General features: G+C 61.4%; 21 protein-coding genes and 1 tRNA gene. 13 read left to right on the top strand and 9 right to left on the bottom strand.

Annotated elements, in window-relative coordinates; genetic code table 11:
* The 5 genes from P1M51_RS04365 to moaA form a co-directional block, all read right to left on the bottom strand.
* Positions 1 to 387 carry a 30S ribosomal protein S11 gene (locus tag P1M51_RS04365; RefSeq protein WP_276246969.1) on the bottom strand — a complete coding sequence of 129 codons (387 nt, stop codon included), beginning with the start codon at positions 385 to 387 and terminating at the stop codon, positions 1 to 3.
* Complete coding sequence (locus P1M51_RS04360) at positions 384 to 914, bottom strand: 30S ribosomal protein S4 (RefSeq protein ID WP_276246968.1); 531 nt, start codon at positions 912 to 914, stop codon at positions 384 to 386. The genes P1M51_RS04365 and P1M51_RS04360 overlap by 4 nt, the downstream gene beginning before the upstream one ends.
* 3 nt (positions 915 to 917) lie before the next feature.
* The gene (locus P1M51_RS04355) at positions 918 to 1,406 is read right to left on the bottom strand and encodes a 30S ribosomal protein S13 (RefSeq protein ID WP_276246967.1); all 489 of its coding nucleotides are present in this window, start codon (positions 1,404 to 1,406) and stop codon (positions 918 to 920) included.
* 69 nt (positions 1,407 to 1,475) lie between these two features.
* Positions 1,476 to 1,560, bottom strand: a tRNA-Ser gene (locus P1M51_RS04350).
* A gap of 172 nt (positions 1,561 to 1,732) precedes the next feature.
* Positions 1,733 to 2,707: a GTP 3',8-cyclase MoaA gene (gene moaA / locus P1M51_RS04345; RefSeq protein WP_276246966.1), complete on the bottom strand. Its 975-nt coding sequence runs from the start codon at positions 2,705 to 2,707 to the stop codon at positions 1,733 to 1,735.
* A 189-nt stretch (positions 2,708 to 2,896) separates the two neighbouring features.
* On the opposite strand from moaA, the gene P1M51_RS04340 reads away from it, so the two are divergent.
* Both P1M51_RS04340 and P1M51_RS04335 read left to right on the top strand, forming a co-directional pair.
* Positions 2,897 to 3,934, top strand: a complete 1,038-nt coding sequence (locus P1M51_RS04340; RefSeq protein ID WP_276246965.1) for an Mrp/NBP35 family ATP-binding protein — start codon at positions 2,897 to 2,899, stop codon at positions 3,932 to 3,934.
* 2 nt (positions 3,935 to 3,936) lie between these two features.
* Positions 3,937 to 4,146 carry a hypothetical protein gene (locus P1M51_RS04335; protein WP_276246964.1) on the top strand — a complete coding sequence of 70 codons (210 nt, stop codon included), beginning with the start codon at positions 3,937 to 3,939 and terminating at the stop codon, positions 4,144 to 4,146.
* Positions 4,147 to 4,376: 230 nt separating this feature from the next.
* On the opposite strand, the gene P1M51_RS04330 is transcribed toward P1M51_RS04335, so the two are convergent.
* The gene (locus tag P1M51_RS04330) at positions 4,377 to 4,592 is read right to left on the bottom strand and encodes a hypothetical protein (RefSeq protein ID WP_276246963.1); all 216 of its coding nucleotides are present in this window, start codon (positions 4,590 to 4,592) and stop codon (positions 4,377 to 4,379) included.
* 136 nt (positions 4,593 to 4,728) lie between these two features.
* Between P1M51_RS04330 and P1M51_RS04325 the strand changes: the two genes are divergently transcribed.
* From P1M51_RS04325 to P1M51_RS04315, 3 genes are all read left to right on the top strand, one after another.
* Positions 4,729 to 4,914: a hypothetical protein gene (locus tag P1M51_RS04325; RefSeq protein ID WP_276246962.1), complete on the top strand. Its 186-nt coding sequence runs from the start codon at positions 4,729 to 4,731 to the stop codon at positions 4,912 to 4,914.
* 67 nt (positions 4,915 to 4,981) lie between these two features.
* Positions 4,982 to 5,314 carry a NifU family protein gene (locus P1M51_RS04320; protein ID WP_276246961.1) on the top strand — a complete coding sequence of 111 codons (333 nt, stop codon included), beginning with the start codon at positions 4,982 to 4,984 and terminating at the stop codon, positions 5,312 to 5,314.
* A 34-nt stretch (positions 5,315 to 5,348) separates the two neighbouring features.
* Positions 5,349 to 6,281: a biotin--[acetyl-CoA-carboxylase] ligase gene (locus P1M51_RS04315; protein ID WP_276246960.1), complete on the top strand. Its 933-nt coding sequence runs from the start codon at positions 5,349 to 5,351 to the stop codon at positions 6,279 to 6,281.
* 6 nt (positions 6,282 to 6,287) lie between these two features.
* Here the strand turns inward: P1M51_RS04315 and P1M51_RS04310 are convergent, their stop codons facing one another.
* Positions 6,288 to 6,728, bottom strand: coding sequence for a universal stress protein (locus P1M51_RS04310; protein ID WP_276246959.1), 441 nt, complete (start codon positions 6,726 to 6,728; stop codon positions 6,288 to 6,290).
* Between the two features lie 173 nt (positions 6,729 to 6,901).
* On the opposite strand from P1M51_RS04310, the gene P1M51_RS04305 reads away from it, so the two are divergent.
* The gene (locus P1M51_RS04305) at positions 6,902 to 7,204 is read left to right on the top strand and encodes a hypothetical protein (protein WP_276274833.1); all 303 of its coding nucleotides are present in this window, start codon (positions 6,902 to 6,904) and stop codon (positions 7,202 to 7,204) included.
* Here the strand turns inward: P1M51_RS04305 and P1M51_RS04300 are convergent, their stop codons facing one another.
* Both P1M51_RS04300 and P1M51_RS04295 read right to left on the bottom strand, forming a co-directional pair.
* Positions 7,205 to 8,218, bottom strand: a complete 1,014-nt coding sequence (locus tag P1M51_RS04300) for an amidohydrolase family protein (protein ID WP_276246957.1) — start codon at positions 8,216 to 8,218, stop codon at positions 7,205 to 7,207. It abuts the gene before it with no gap.
* Between the two features lie 22 nt (positions 8,219 to 8,240).
* Positions 8,241 to 9,464 carry an HD domain-containing protein gene (locus P1M51_RS04295; protein WP_276246956.1) on the bottom strand — a complete coding sequence of 408 codons (1,224 nt, stop codon included), beginning with the start codon at positions 9,462 to 9,464 and terminating at the stop codon, positions 8,241 to 8,243.
* A gap of 270 nt (positions 9,465 to 9,734) precedes the next feature.
* Here P1M51_RS04295 and P1M51_RS04290 point away from each other — a divergent pair, with 270 nt between their 5' ends.
* The 7 genes from P1M51_RS04290 to P1M51_RS04260 all read left to right on the top strand — a co-directional run bounded on the left by P1M51_RS04290 (position 9,735) and on the right by P1M51_RS04260 (position 14,926).
* Positions 9,735 to 11,228, top strand: a complete 1,494-nt coding sequence (locus P1M51_RS04290) for a Na+/H+ antiporter NhaC family protein (protein WP_369685116.1) — start codon at positions 9,735 to 9,737, stop codon at positions 11,226 to 11,228.
* Entirely contained in the window at positions 11,225 to 11,461 is a 237-nt protein-coding gene (locus tag P1M51_RS04285) for a hypothetical protein (RefSeq protein WP_276246955.1), read from the top strand. Before P1M51_RS04290 ends, P1M51_RS04285 begins: the two co-directional genes overlap by 4 nt.
* A gap of 108 nt (positions 11,462 to 11,569) precedes the next feature.
* Positions 11,570 to 12,559: a 2-phospho-L-lactate transferase gene (cofD, locus tag P1M51_RS04280; protein WP_276246954.1), complete on the top strand. Its 990-nt coding sequence runs from the start codon at positions 11,570 to 11,572 to the stop codon at positions 12,557 to 12,559.
* Positions 12,560 to 13,297, top strand: coding sequence for a tRNA-dihydrouridine synthase (locus tag P1M51_RS04275; RefSeq protein ID WP_276274832.1), 738 nt, complete (start codon positions 12,560 to 12,562; stop codon positions 13,295 to 13,297). It begins immediately after the preceding gene.
* Entirely contained in the window at positions 13,294 to 14,124 is an 831-nt protein-coding gene (locus tag P1M51_RS04270; RefSeq protein ID WP_276246952.1) for a triphosphoribosyl-dephospho-CoA synthase, read from the top strand. The genes P1M51_RS04275 and P1M51_RS04270 overlap by 4 nt, the downstream gene beginning before the upstream one ends.
* A gap of 2 nt (positions 14,125 to 14,126) precedes the next feature.
* Positions 14,127 to 14,696, top strand: a complete 570-nt coding sequence (locus P1M51_RS04265; RefSeq protein ID WP_276246951.1) for a DUF447 domain-containing protein — start codon at positions 14,127 to 14,129, stop codon at positions 14,694 to 14,696.
* A gap of 41 nt (positions 14,697 to 14,737) precedes the next feature.
* A complete protein-coding gene (locus P1M51_RS04260; protein ID WP_276246950.1) occupies positions 14,738 to 14,926 on the top strand; it encodes a 30S ribosomal protein S17e in 189 nt (62 codons plus the stop codon).
* Positions 14,927 to 15,014 lie beyond the last annotated feature (88 nt).

Raw genomic sequence — 15,014 nt, 5'->3', positions numbered from 1 at the left:
TTAGAACCCGCTGTTCTTGGGACCGCGAGTACCGTCGTGCGGAATTGGCGTTACGTCTTCGATACGACCGATTTCGAGACCGGCACGAGCGAGAGCGCGGATGGTCGCCTGCGCACCGGGTCCGGGGTTCTTCTGGAGGTTCCCGCCGGGACCGCGAACGCGGACGTCGAGGCCGGTGATGCCGGCCGCCTTGATCTCCTCGGCGACGGTCTCTGCCATCTGCATGGCCGCGTACGGGGATGCCTCGTCACGGTTCTGCTTGACGACCGTCCCACCAGAGGACTTGGCGATGGTTTCGGCGCCGGTCTGGTCGGTGACGGTGATGATGGTGTTATTGAACGATGCGTAGACGTGGGCGATGCCCCATTTCTTTTCTTCAGAACTCATTGTTGGTCCTCCGAGCGCTCAGGGTGCAGGTCGTCTGCGAGCGGACTGGTCTCGTCGAACGCGACCGAGTCCTCGTCGTCGACGTACACTTTCGCGGACGGCGACGTGACGCGGCTGCCGTTTACGGTGACGTGGCCGTGGACGATGAACTGGCGTGCCTGCTTCGGCGTGTGGCCGAGGCCCTTGCGATAGGCGACCGTCTGGAGACGGCGCTCTAACACGTCGTTCACGTCGAGACTCAGGACGTCGTCGAGGCCGTCGTCCTCGGAGAGGACGCCGATGCGCTTGAGACGCGTGAGGAACGGCGAGCCGAGTTCGGTCGCGGCTTCCGTGTCACCCTGCGTCTGCCCGAGCAGTTCACGGGCTTCGCGGCGGTAGTTACGCAGTTCCGACTGCGCCTTCCAGAGTTCTTCTTTGTTCTTCAGGCCGTAGCGGCCGAGGAGACCGTGCTCTTCGGCGATTCGCTCGCCCTGGAACGGGTGATTCGGGGTTTCGTAGAACTTCGTATTCTGTCCGGGAAGCGACATACGTTATTCCTCCTGTTTGATGGCTTCGACGTTGACACCGATGGTCCCCTCCGAACGCCCGGTGGACTTGGTGCGCTGCCCGCGGACCTTCTGGCCGCGCTTGTGGCGTGCGCCCTTGTAGGAGTTGATCATCTTCATGCGATTGATGTCACGGGTTCGCGTGAGACTCACGTCGTTGCCGGTGATGTGTTTCGTCTGCCCTGTGTAGAAGTCAGACTGACGGTTGGTGAGCCAAACTGGCACCTCGTCAGCGTAGTCCTCTACGAGCGTGACGATCGATTCGATCTCGTCTTCCTCGAGGCGGCCAAACGTTTCACGTCGGTCGATGCCGGCTTTGTTCGCGATGATGCGGGCCGTCCGTCGGCCAATGCCGTTCATCTCGCTCAGTGCGCGCTCGATGCTTTTGGTCCCATCGAGGTCTGTCTGTCCGATGCGAACGAAGTATCTAATGTCGTCTTGTTCTTCGTCCGCGTTGGGTTCTTCTGCACTCATTGTTGCTGGATGGTTGATGAAGCAAGTTCATTGCTTCGGTCGAAAGTGTCCGTTAGTGGACGTTCGAGACGTCGTGGCGGGGATTCGAACCCCGGAGGCTTGACGCCACAGAGTTAGCAACCCTGCGCCTTGGGCCAGACTTGGCTACCACGACCTGCGCTCAGTATCTTCGCCCGGCTGGACTCGGGGCGCGGGCCCCTACAGCTATTCGCTTACGTTGATACCAACCCGGTTGGGGTACTTAAACACAACGAAAGAAGTCGACCGCGTAGTGAAATTATCACCGAGAAAACCGCATGACTGAACCGGCCTTCCGTGTTACCCGTTCACGCGCCAGCCGGTTTCTGGTCGGGGAGGTATTTTTCGTTAACCACCCATTCGCCGTCCTCCTCGATGAGGTACTCGCCGTAGTACGGAACGCGGTTCGCCACGACTTCACGAAACGCCTCGCGAATCTCGGGTTTCGTCATCGCACCCATCGGCCGCAGGTCGTCGTTGCGATTGAGACAACCTTTGAGATACCCTTCGTGCGTCACGCGCACGCGATGGCAGTTCGCACAGAAGCTCTTGTTCCCGACCGGGTCGACGATTTCGACCATCCCCTTCCCGATGTAGTACCGCTTTCGCCCGTGCATCTCCCGTCGCTCCACGTGGTCTGCTTGCTCAGCCAACCAATCGTGAACGCGCTGGATGTCGATGGCCCACTCGTCGTGTCCCGTCAACTCGGGCATGTACTCGATGAGCTGTAATTGCAGGCCTTCGTTCTCCGCGACGTGGTCAACCATCTCGGGAACGTAGCCGGCCGTCTGCTTGAACACGACCATATTCAACTTCACTGGGTCGAGTCCAGCGTCGAGGGCTGCCTGAACGCCCTCTAACACCCGGTCGTATGCCCCCGATTTCGTAATCTCCGCGAACTCCGTCGGGTCGAGGGCGTCCTGTGAAACGTTTACGCGCGAGAGACCCGCCTCCTTCAGCCCTTCTGCCCGCCCCGGTAGAAATGTCCCGTTCGTGGTGAGCGAGACTTCCATCGACTCTGGCGTGCGCCGAATTATCTCCTCTAAGTCCTGGCGCAACATCGGCTCGCCACCTGTGAACTTCACCTTCTCTACGCCGAACTCCTCGACCACTTCGAGAAAGCGAACGACGTCGTCCGCGCTCATCTCGTTGTCCTGTGGGTCCATCGGCCCTCGCGTGTCGCCCAGCCCCTCGTTGTGACAGTAGACGCAATCAAAGTTACACCGGTCGGTGAGGGAGACCCTGACACCCGTCACCTCGCGGCCAAAATCGTCCGTGAGCATATCACACACTACTCCTCCGTCCGCTTAAATTGGCGGGACAAATCGGGGGGGACGTAACCACAACCAGTTACGAATCGAGTATCGTTGAAACTAGCAGCTCTTGCATTGTCAGAGACGTCAACACGTCAAACCAGCTGGTAGTGAAACCCTTCACAAGCCTTATCGCCGCGTCGTGATGTACATGCGACCATGAACGAAGCGGAAATCCTCGACCTGCTCGGCACCGTCGAGGACCCCGACCTCGGCGACGACATCGTCTCGCTGAATCTCGTAAACGAGGTCACGACAGACGCCGACGGAACCGTCCACATCTCCCTGGCACTCGGAGCTCCCTACTCGCCACACGAATCGCAAATCGCCGCTCGCGTCCGCGAAGTACTCGCAAAGGAAGGCATCGAACCGGAACTTTCTGCGGACGTAGACCGCGGTATCACCCCCGAAGAGAGCATCCTCCCGAACGTCAAGAACATCATCGCCGTCGCCTCCGGAAAGGGCGGCGTCGGAAAATCGACCGTCGCGGTGAATCTCGCCGCTGGCCTCTCGCAGATGGGCGCACGCGTCGGACTGTTCGACGCCGACGTGTACGGGCCGAACGTCCCCCGGATGGTCGGCTCTGACGAACGACCGAAGGCCACCGCCGAGGAAAAAATCGTCCCACCCGAGAAGTACGGCATGAAACTCATGAGCATGGCCATGCTCACGGGCGAGGACGACCCCGTCATCTGGCGCGGCCCGATGGTTCACAAGCTCCTCACCCAGCTCTGGGAGGACGTCGAGTGGGGCCACCTCGATTACATGGTCATCGACCTCCCACCCGGAACCGGCGACACCCAACTCACCCTCCTCCAAACCGTTCCCGTCACCGGTGCCGTCATCGTCACCACACCGCAGGAAGTCGCCCTCGACGACGCTCGCAAGGCGCTCCGGATGTTCGGCAAACACCAGACCCCCGTTCTCGGCATCGTCGAGAACATGAGTTCCTTCCGCTGTCCCGACTGCGGTGGTGAACACGCCATCTTCGGTGAGGGCGGCGGCGAACGCTTCGCCGACGAAGTCGAGATGCCGTTCCTCGGGAAAATCCCCCTCGACCCCCACGTGCGTACGGGCGGTGACGAAGGCAAACCAGTCGTCATGGACGAGGACTCTGAGACCGGCGCGGCATTTCGAGCGTTTACGGAGACTACTGCCACGAACATCGGAATTCTGCTCCGTCGCGGAATGCAGTAACCATGGTCGAGAAAGACACCGAACGGATGGCAACCATCCGGGAAATCGCAGACGAAATCCGCGACGGGTCAGACGAGGCCGACAAGATTTCCGCGCTCCTGTACCGCGTGAGCGACCTCTACGATCCAGACGAAGAGACCACCCCACAGGACATCTACCTCAACATGAAGTTCATCCTGAAAGTGGTCGAACGCGGGACGCTCGAGCGCTGATAATCTTGTCAAAGTTAATTAGAAAATAGCACTCGGACCGCAAATATCAACAGCGCAGTTGTCGGAGTTCCAATAAATATTAGTAAACCAAGTGTTTCTGGAGGCAAAATTGCGACATCAGCTTGGCTTTTTGCTATCGTAGGATTGGAAACAATCCAATCAAATACAAATATTGACACCAATATAGTAATAGCCGCAGCCAAAAATTGTTGTATTTCCATTTCTTCTCATCATCCTTCAATATGGTCAATGACTATCAATGCAACAAGTGAGATAATCAGGAATCCATGTATTATTGGGTTCCATATCAGGTTCATAAACGATTTCAACGCACCAAACGGCCCTCCAAATCCAAAATCATCCCAGATACCTGCAACACTCAAAATCAAAAAGGTGGCAATTAGCAACACACCGTATATTTTCAAGTTATCGACCAGTCTCCCCATACAAAAATGTCCATTTGCCTTATTTATTGATTTTTCTACTGGAAAGGGTTGAAGGGGTCAGAAACTTATCTTCATTCAATGTTTGCCGACCGGTCCCTTCCCGCTCATTTTTACCTCCCGGCGTCCAGGTAGCAGTATGTCTATCTACCGTGGAGTTCTTCGCCGGGCGTTCGTCGCGGGGGTCGTCGCGTTCCTGCTGGCCACAGGTATCGGGATGTTGACGAAAGATTTCGCGGCGAGTCTCCCGAGTGGACTGGGCGTCGGTGTGGGCGTCGCCCTCTCCATCGCGCTCACGGGTTTTTGGCTGGCTCGCGGGACGTGACTAATCGGGTAGAACAGCCGCCTCACCGGTGCGAAGCGCTATATCTGTGGACTTCCTTCGTTCAGTCATGAGCACAGAGACGCAAACGACAGAAGCGGACGTTATGGAACGGATCCGCCTGTTCATGATGCGCAACTTCCCACAAATTCAGATGCACGGCGGGAGTGCGGCCATTCAGGACCTCGACCTCGAAACGGGCGAAGTGTCTATCTCACTCGGCGGGGCGTGCAGCGGGTGTGGTATCTCGCCGATGACGGTACAGGCACTCAAGCACCGACTGGTCATGGAGATTCCCGAAATCACCACCGTCCATGCCTACACCGGGATGGACGCCGCACCCTCGATGCCGTCGTTCTCGGGGCGTGACGACGACGAGAACCGCCCACAGGCCCCCTTCTAAACGCCTTTTTACCTCCCGGTACGTTGCTCGAGGTATGAACGAAACGAGAGCGCGAGTCTTAGCGGCACTCGCCGCAGGCCCGGTGTCCGGTCCTGAACTCGCCGCTTCACTCGACATCTCCCGGGCCGCGGTCTGGAAACACGTAGAGGGGCTCAGAGACGCCGGATTCACGATCGAATCGGGCGACGAGGGGTACATCATCGCGGACGTTCCGGAGTACGGTGGTCCCGCCGTCGAATACGGCCTCGAAGCCCCGTACACGATTGAGTACCATGATTCAATAGACAGTACCAACCGCCGGGCGCGAGACCTCGCGAAGGACGGTGCCGAGAACGTCGTCGTGCTGTCGGACGAACAGGTCGGCGGACGCGGGCGGTTGAATCGTGAGTGGGTCGCGCCGGCTGGTGGCATTTGGATGAGCGTCGTCATTCGACCCGACCTTCCGGCCGCTCACGCACCGCTGTTGACGCTTGGCGCGGCAGTTGCCGTCACCCGGGCAGCCAGAGAGGCGGGCGTCGAAGCCGTCATCAAGTGGCCAAACGACGTGCTCGTGACCACTGATGACGGAGAGAAGAAACTGTGTGGCATCCTCACCGAGATGTCAGGGGAAGCAGACCGCGTCTCCTGGGTCGTGGTCGGAATCGGTGTCAACGCGAACCTCACACGGGACCAGATTCCGGAGACGGGGACGAGCCTGCTCGTCGAGCGCGGTGAGGTGAATCGACGCGTATTCGTCCAGCGCGTCCTCGAAGAGTTCCATGATTTAGTCAGCGAAAGCGACGACATTCTTTCGGCGTGGCGCGAATACGCTCACACGCTCGGCCAGCGAGTGCGAGTCGAAACGCCAAACGGCGACGTCGTTGGCAAAGCTGTCGACGTCGAGTTCCCCGGAACCCTCTGTATTGAAACGGACGAGGGCCTGGTCAGGGTTTCGTCGGGCGATTGTGACCACCTCCGGCCGGTGTAGTTCAGGTTAGTCCCGGTCATGGGAGACGCGTACCGTCAACACCGGAACGTCCGAGGTGCGGACGACTTTTTCTGCGACGCTCCCGAGGAGCAATCGGTCGATGCCGCCCCGTCCGTGGGTGCCCATGAAAATCAGGTCGCAGTTTTCGTTTTCCGCGTAGCGGACGATTTCCCGGCTTGGTGCTCCTTCCAGCAACGACCGTTCGAGCGGAACCCGACCGTCGACGAGCGTTTCCACTTCGTCGAGCGCGGCGTTGCCTTCGTTCGAGAGCATCTCGCTCACGCCGTCCCACGACGTCTCCATCGGGAGATTTGCGAAGCTTGCGGTGTTGATGACGTAGACGGCGTGTATCGTCGCGTCGTGAACCGTGGCCAACTCTACGGCCTGTTCTATGACGCCGTCCATCCCCTCAGAGCCGTCAGTTGGAACGAGGATGCGCTCGTACATCGTGTTAGTCGATAACACATTTAGGCCGACGCCTCTTAACTGTTGTAGCGAAAATCGCCACCGACCACTCGTTTTGCTTCGTTGAAACGACGAATTACTGGATAGTAATTTTATTCTGATAGTTACGTTTCGTTTATCGTGTAACCGAAACTATGTATCTCTGGGTGTGAGAAATGGGTGTGGACATTCTCGGCGAAGTGGTGAAGCAGACTGAGCAACCCGCCGGCGAACCTGCCTGTCGTTCGCTTCCGGAGCAACTGGACGCGGTGGGCATGCTCTTCGAGACGATGGCTGCACTCCTCAGTGGCGGGACCATCAGCCTCGACAGCATCATCGCGCTGTTCTTGCTCCCGCTCACGCTTCTCGACTTGCTCGTGGGAATCGCCTCGTGTGCGTTCGAAAATCCGCTCGAACTGCTCGACATCCTACTCTTCGTTGCGGGGCCGGTCGGCGTGCTCGTTGGCGTGTTCTTGTAACTAGAGGACGACGTCTTTGACGTCGCTCGCACCGGCCCGTCTGACAACGGCGCGTACGAGTTCCTTGGCTCCCGTGAGATTGTGCGAGTCGCCGTCGAGAACCTGGAGTTTCGCCCGTTTGCCCTCCTCGACGACGCCGTAGTCGAGGCCGGTGATTTCGGCCCCGTTCACCGTCGCCATGCGGAGAATTTCAGCGGCTGGAACATCCGTGAGTTTCGCCGTAAACTCCATTTCGCGGAACATCGAGGGACTGTTGAGCATCACGTTATCCGTCCCGAGGGCGACCGTCGTTCGCTCGACCCATTCGGCGATAGGCGGCAGCCCCACCTTCGTCACGAGATTCGACCGCGGGCAGACGACGATGGGAATTTCATTGTCCTCAACGCGCTCGTAGTGAATCGATTTCGGGTGAACCATGTGAACCAGAAAGTCTGGCTCCAGGTCGAGTGCCGCGTTGATGTCGAGTTCGTCGCGTTCGCCCGCGTGGATGCCGAACAGTTTGCCGGCGTTCTTGGTGGCGGTTCGCTCGCGGCTGAACTCGGCGTCTCGCGCCCCACTTGCGCCATACCCGTCTGCCAGTTCCATCGCTTCGATTTCTTCGCGCCCGAGGATGACTGGCTCGACCAGCAGGCCGTCTGCGGCGTCGCGAAGCGCCTCGACTCCGTCCGTGCCTCCTTCGCGGAATTCGATGAACGACGCGGTTCCCGATTGCGCCATGAACTGAATCGACCGACGCATCGCAGCCACGAGGTCGGCACGGTCTGCGGCTCGCAGGAGACGGTGTTTCAGCCCGTCGGGCGGCGCGACCAGTTCGTCGAGCGAGAGGCCACCGCCTGCCTCCTTGGCAATCGAATCGCCGATGTGGGTGTGGGCGTTGACGAACGCTGGGAGGATGATATCAGTCGAATCCGTCGATGTCTCCTCTATCGCGGTGATTCGTCCATCCTCCACGACGACGCGACCTTCTATCGGGTCGAACGACCGACCGGTAAGTATCGTACCCGTGAGTTCCATGGATGCAGTTTTCCGGGCCACCTTATTCAAACTCGTCGAGTCGAGCGTGCAAGCCGTGGCGCACGTCCTGGACGAGTGAACCGTCGATGTCGAGGCCCAGTTCGCGCACGGCTGCATTGCCGACCCGTTCAGCGACTCCCTCTGGGGCGTACACACCGAGTCGCCACTGGTCGAGCTGGGCGGTTTCGAGCGCACTCACGAGCGTCGATTGCTGGTCTAACTGGCGGATTTCGCCGTTGACGATGACGCGCGTCGAGGATTCTTTCATCTTCGGCCGTTTCGGGACGTCGAGGAGCACCTCGTCTACGTCCACCTCCGCCTGCACCGCGATGTCCGTCTCCCACTCGTGAATCTGTTCCCGGGAGGCGTCGATGACGGCATCCGAAACGTCGCGCATCTCCGCCCAGACGCCGCGTTTGTACAGGTTTCGGTACGTGAGCCTATTTGCGAACTCCTTCGTTCCGGCGAACTCCCGAAGGGCGACGATGAGGTCGTGGTCGTCCATCCGGCGCAGGGTGTCCGGCGTGACCACGTCGTTTTCGAGGAGGTGTTCGGTCGCCCGCCGGAGCATCGTCTTGCTAATGCGGGCGACGTGGTGGTTGTACACGGTCGGATTCATCAACGCACGGGCGAGCAACAGACTCTCTGCGGTCTGGACGTTCCCCTCGCCGAGGACGAGTTCACCGTCCACGAACCGGAGTTCTCGGACGAGTCGGCCGTGGTCGATTGTTCCGTAGGGGACGCCCGTGTGGTGGGCGTCGCGCACGAGATAGTCCATCCGGTCGACGTCGAGTTCGCCAGAAACGAGTTGCCCCAGTTCTCCCTCGCCAGCGACGAGGTCAGCCACTTTGTCGGGGTCGAGACTGTGCGCCCGAAGCACGTCACCGACCGCTCCCGTCGCGAGGAGTTCGTGAACGTCGTCGTGGTACTTGCCCGTGTGGTGTTCGATGATGGTCTCGATGTTGTGAGAGAAGGGAGTGTGACCAACGTCGTGGAGCAGTGCCGCGGCTCGGACCCGTTCTGCCTGTCGCCCTTCGACCCGAAGATGGCGAAGCGCCTGCGTCGCCAGGTGATAGACGCCGAGGCTGTGTTCGAACCGAGAGTGGTTCGCAGAAGGATAGACCAGCCCGGCGGTGCCCAGTTGCTTGATGTGGCGCAGTCGCTGGACTGCTGGCGTATCGAGCAACGCCTGGGCGACGCCCGCGACCTCGATGTGGTCGTGGACGCTATCCTTGATGTGCTTCATACGCCACCCTTCGCCGCCTTGGTACAAAACATCGTGGCCGGCAATCGGGCAGATGATGATTATTCGTGAGGGTTGAGAACACGCCTCATTCAATTCGCTGAGAAGTTTCGGAAAAAATAGGTAGATTGTTAACGGCGGATTGGCAAAGCGACCATGATGTCTAGTGACAAGCAAGCCGGGTCCGACGAACTCGACGAGAATCTCCGCCAGGAGTTGGCGGGGGCGTCGGGTCAATCCGGGCCGAAATTAGAATTCTACGGAGGGAAGTGGATGAGCGCCCTCCCTATCGCATTGTTCATCGCCTGGGCAATCTTCCAGAGTGGGCTGCTGGGAATCGGTGACACAACAGGGCTTGCTATCGGAATGCTCGTCTCCCTGACCGTCGGGATGCTGTTCGTCAAAGGCAACTGGAAAGATTACGCGAACACCATCTTCGAGGGCATGACCCGTCGGGTCGCGGCGACGGCCATCGTCGCCTGGCTCTGGGCCGGCATGTTCGCCCAGGCGCTCCAGGACGGCGGCTTCGTCGACGGCCTCGTCTGGGCGGCACAGGTGCTTCCCGTAAGCGAGACGCTTCTGCCACAGATTTTCCCGGCAGTGACGTTCATCCTCGCCGCACTCCTCGCGACGGGTATCGGGACTGGCTACGGGACCACCATCGCGTTCACCGGGTTGTTCTTCCCGGCGGGTCTCCTGCTCGGAGCGAATCCAGTCCTCCTGTTCGGTGCCATTCTCTCGGGCGCAGTGTTCGGCGACAATCTCGCCCCAGTGAGCGACACGACCATCGTGAGTGCTGTCACGCAGGACTCCGACATCGGTGGCGTCGTGCAGTCGCGCTTTAAGTATGCAATCGTCGCCGCCGTCATGGCCTTCACCGCCTACATCGTCCTTGGCATGTCGATGCCGGGAATCGACATCGGGCAGAACGCCCAGCAGTTGCTCGCAGAACAGAGCAACCCGCTCGGTCTCGTACACCTCCTCTCGATGGGGATCGTCATCGTGACGGCCATCAGGGGTCGCCACATCGTCGAGGCCATCTCTTGGGGGATCATTACTGCCCTCATCGCGAACCTCAGCCTCGGTCTCGCCTCCGTCACCGACATGCTGGTGTTCACGGCCCCTGAGGGCGCGCCATTCGCCACGCAGCTCGCATTCCTCCCGTTCGTCGAGACGTTCGCGGAAGGCGCAGACGTAAGCGCCGGCGTCGGTGGCGCACTCGTCACCGGAGCCTCCGGGTTCTTCCCGCTCATCGTCTTGACCCTGCTCATCGTCGCCGGTGCGCAGATCATGATTCGCGGTGGTGGCTTCGAAGCCCTCCAGAACTTCCTGCTGAGCGCCGTGGCGACGAATGTGCGCCGTGCGGAGACGACGATGGTACTCGGCACCGCGTCCGTGAACGCGATGATTACCATCAACACGGCCGCCGAAATCGCCATCGCGCCGTACATCTCTCGTATGGGTGAGAAGTTCAACATCAACGGCTACCGCCGGGCAAACATCCTGGACGCGAACACCTCCGCACTCGGGTACATCTTCCCGTGGGCTGGTGGCGTCCTCGTCGGCGTGACTCAGATGGAGCAACTCGCCGCAAACGAGGGACAGTTCTCGTGGTTCACCACGGACATGGTCGTGAACGCCATCGACGTGGTTCCGTTCGTCTTCCACGGCTGGTTCCTCGTCGGCGTGTTCCTGCTCGCCGCCCTCACCGGGTACGGGCGGGAGTACATTCCTGACCGCGAATCGAAGGAGGTGGCCCGCGTATGAGCTTCCTCTCGAACCTGTTTCGGACCTCCACGCCGTCGTTCGAGCCGGGCCAGGAATTCTCGGTGTTCATCACTGGGTATGACACTGACGGGGCTGTCGCTCGCGTGGGCGACACCCGCCTCTTCGTCGACGGGGCCACGGAAGCCCACGTCGACGAGAAAGTGCGCGTCCGCGTTCTCGAATTCGACGACGACGCCTTCGAAGGTAAAGCCGAACTGCTGAACGGCGCGTAAGCCGCCTCGACGTTCTTGTTACTAATTTTCGGCGCGGGTACAGACGGTGTTCAGATGCTCCACGTTCGAGGGGGAGCGTTTAACCTGCCGGCCAGTCACCACTCTCGCATGGTCACGTTTCTCGCAGGCGGCACTGGCACCCCCAAGCTACTCTGGGGTGCCGACGCCGTCTTCTCGCCCGCCGATACCACCGTCATCGGCAACACCGGGGACGACGTGGAACTCGGCGGCCTGCTCGTCTGCCCCGACGTGGACACCGTCCTCTTCTCACGCGGCGGCGTCCTCGACACCGACCGGTGGTGGGGCATCGCAGACGACACGGACGAGACGAATCACGCACTGTTCGAACTCGCGGCGGACGCGGGCCTCGAAACCGGCCCGCGCTACCTCCCGGACGACGCCCAGACTGCCGGGCGAAGATTGGCCCGCTGGCGACGATTTTCCGGCGTCGCCGAGTTCATGACGATTGGCGACCGCGACCGGGCGGTTCACATCACCCGGACGAGCCTGCTGGACGAGGGTAACTCGCTCACCGAAGTCACCCAGACGCTCGCGGACGCGTACGGCCTCGACATCTCGTTGCTCCCGATGAGCGACGACCCCGTGGCGACCATCGTTCACACGCAGGACGGCGAGCTGCACTTCCAGGAGTTCTGGGTCGGCCACCGCGCCGCGCCGGAAGTCGAGCGCGTCGAATTCCGCGGGGAAGCGGAGGCGAGCGCCACGAAAGAGGTTCTCAACGCGCTCTCCGAACCGGTGGTCATCGGCCCGTCGAACCCAATCACGAGCATCGGGCCCATGCTCGCCATCGACGAGATTCGCGAGGCGCTCGAAGCGACAACCGTGGTCGCCGTCTCGCCGTTCGTCGAGGACACTGTCTTCTCTGGCCCGGCAGCAGAGTTGATGGCGGCGTCGGGCTACGACCCCAGCACGGCGGGGGTTGCAGCGGCCTACCCGTTCGCGGATGCATTCGTCCTCGACACCGAAGACGGCACGCGACTCGACCGTCCCGTGGTCAGGACGGATACGCGAATGGACACACAAGCCGATTCGAGGCGCGTCGTAGACGCCGTCGCAGACGCACTGGAGGTGGTCTGAGTGTTCGAACCGCGCGTTGCCCTCGCGAGCCTCTCCGGGGAGTCAGACGCCCAGTGGGCACGTCGTGGAGCCGCCCACGCTGGGGCCGCGTTTCTCGGCGGCGTCTCACTCGACGACCAGACACGGGACGCGGCCCGAAAACTGGTCGCCCGGGACAGAACGGAGTTCCTGCCCGCAGACCCCATCGCGTTCATCGATACCGAACTCGGCGCGCTCGCAGAGACGACACTCCAACCGGGCGTGAACGTCCGGACCGTCACCGCAGAACCGGTGCGCGAGGCGGCGGCCGTGTGCGAACGCCACGACGCAATCCTCGAACTGAACGCCCACTGTCGACAGGACGAAATGTGCGCCGTCGGGGCCGGAGAGACGCTGCTTGCAGATACGGAGCGCCTCTGTAAGTACGTCGACGTGGCGGCGGAAACCGGCGCGACGGTCAGCGTGAAAGTCCGCGCCGAAGTCGAAGGTGTAGACCTCGCGGAGACGGCCAGCGGGGTCGAAACCGCCGGCGCGGACATCCTGCACGTCGATGCGATGGACTCTGAGGCCGTCATCGCGAAGGTGTCGAACGCGGACCTGTTCGTCATCGCCAACAACGGCGTTCGGGGCACAGAAACGGTGCGGGAGTACCTCGCCTTCGGGGCCGACGCCGTGAGCGTGGGCCGCCCGAGTGACAATCCGACGGTGCTCGCTCGCGTTCGGCGGGCGACCCAGCAGTGGTTCGGAGGGCGGCCATGAGAACGCCGGCACAGAACGCCGAACTCGCCTTGCTCCTCGAAGTGGCGAGTACCCCAAAGCCCGGCAACGTAGACCGCCACCGCGACCACGCGGACCTGCGATTCGAGCACTTCCTCGCCGGCGCGGTGGGGGCGCAGAACGGTCTCCAACTCGCCGCTGCGGGCGAACCGCTCGGTCACGCCTTCGAACGCGCGGTGGCCGGCATGGCTGAACAGCGCGGCGGGAACACCCAGTTCGGGGCGCTCCACTTGCTCGTTCCGCTCGTCCGAACCGCGACCGGCGAGTTCTCTCCAGCGGCCGCAAAGCGCCTCGTCAGGGACACGACCGTAGAGGATGCAGCAAACTTCTACCGCGCCTTCGAGCACGTGGACGTGTTCGTGAGCGACCCGCCAGCAGACGCAGACGACCTTGACGTACGGCGCGGACGGAGGGCCATTCCGACGCTCGAAGCGCGCGAGCTCACGCTGTACGATATCATGAAGATGAGCGCCCCGACCGACGGCGTCGCGAAGGAGTGGACGACCGGGTTCGAGCGTTCGTTCGCCGGTGCGGAACGCCTCCGTCGCCTCGACGGTCCGGTCACCGACCGAGCGGCCCAGGTGTTCCTCGAACTGCTCGCCGACGAACCGGACACGTTCGTCGAGAAGCACCACGGGCGCGAGGTGGCCGAGGAGGCAAGTGAGCGCGCGCAAGCCTATCTCCGGCGAAAGGCGGACCCCGAGAAACTGGCAGACCAGTTCGTGAAAGAAGGAATCAACCCGGGAACCACCGCAGACATCGTCGCGGCCGCGCTGTTCATCGCCCTTGAACGGGGCGTAAAGGTGTGACGATGGAGCCAGGATGGCCCGTCGAACTGCGCGGCGTCACCGAATCGCTCGTCACGACGCGCGGCCCGAACGGGAAGTGGAACGTCGCGGCCCTCGGCCTCCACGCGGGCGGCCCGGTGACCGCGCGAACCTTCGGTCGGACGCGCACCTGGCGTAACTTCCACGCACGCGGCGAGGGATACGTGCAATTTCCGACCGACCCCGTCGATTTCGTCGCGGGGGCACTGTCGGTGTACGAGGTGGCCGACCCGATTCTCGATAGCGCCTCCGCATGGGCACGCGTGGAGACGAAACGGGTGAGCGAAGAAGCGCGCGGTGGGATAACAGTCGAGACGTGGGAACTCACGCCCGTCGAGTCTGCCGAGGTCGCGGCCGCCGTCCCGACCATCAATCGGGGATTCAACGCCGTCATCGAGGCAACGGTGGCCGCCTCACGCCTCGACGTGCTCGAGTACGACACCGAGACGCTGGCCGCACGGCTGTCGTATCTCGCAGACGTGGTCGAAACCTGTGGCGGACCGCGTGAACGCGAGGCGCTGAAGCGTCTGCGGTCGCTCGTCTCGTGGGAGTGAGAACGAACGTTTTTAGTCGCTGAACGGGGAACCAGACGGTAATGGCAATCAAACCCGCCTACGTCAAGAAGACCGGCCACCGACTGATGGAGAAGTACCCAGAAGCCTTCAACACGGACTTCGAGCACAACAAGGACACCGTCGAAGAGCTCACCAACATCGAGTCGAAGAGCGTTCGCAACCGCATCGCGGGCTACGTCACCCGCAAGATCAAGACGTCGGCAGCGTAATCAGTTCTCCTCTCTGCGCGTTTCCCGCCCCCGAGCGACGGCCTCGTCCCCCGGCTGCGGGCAGTAACAAGTGCAGGTTCCACAATTG

This window comes from Haladaptatus sp. QDMS2, assembly GCF_029338295.1.
Lineage (GTDB): Archaea > Halobacteriota > Halobacteria > Halobacteriales > Halococcaceae > QDMS2.
This window is presented reverse-complemented; position numbering and strand designations above follow the sequence as displayed.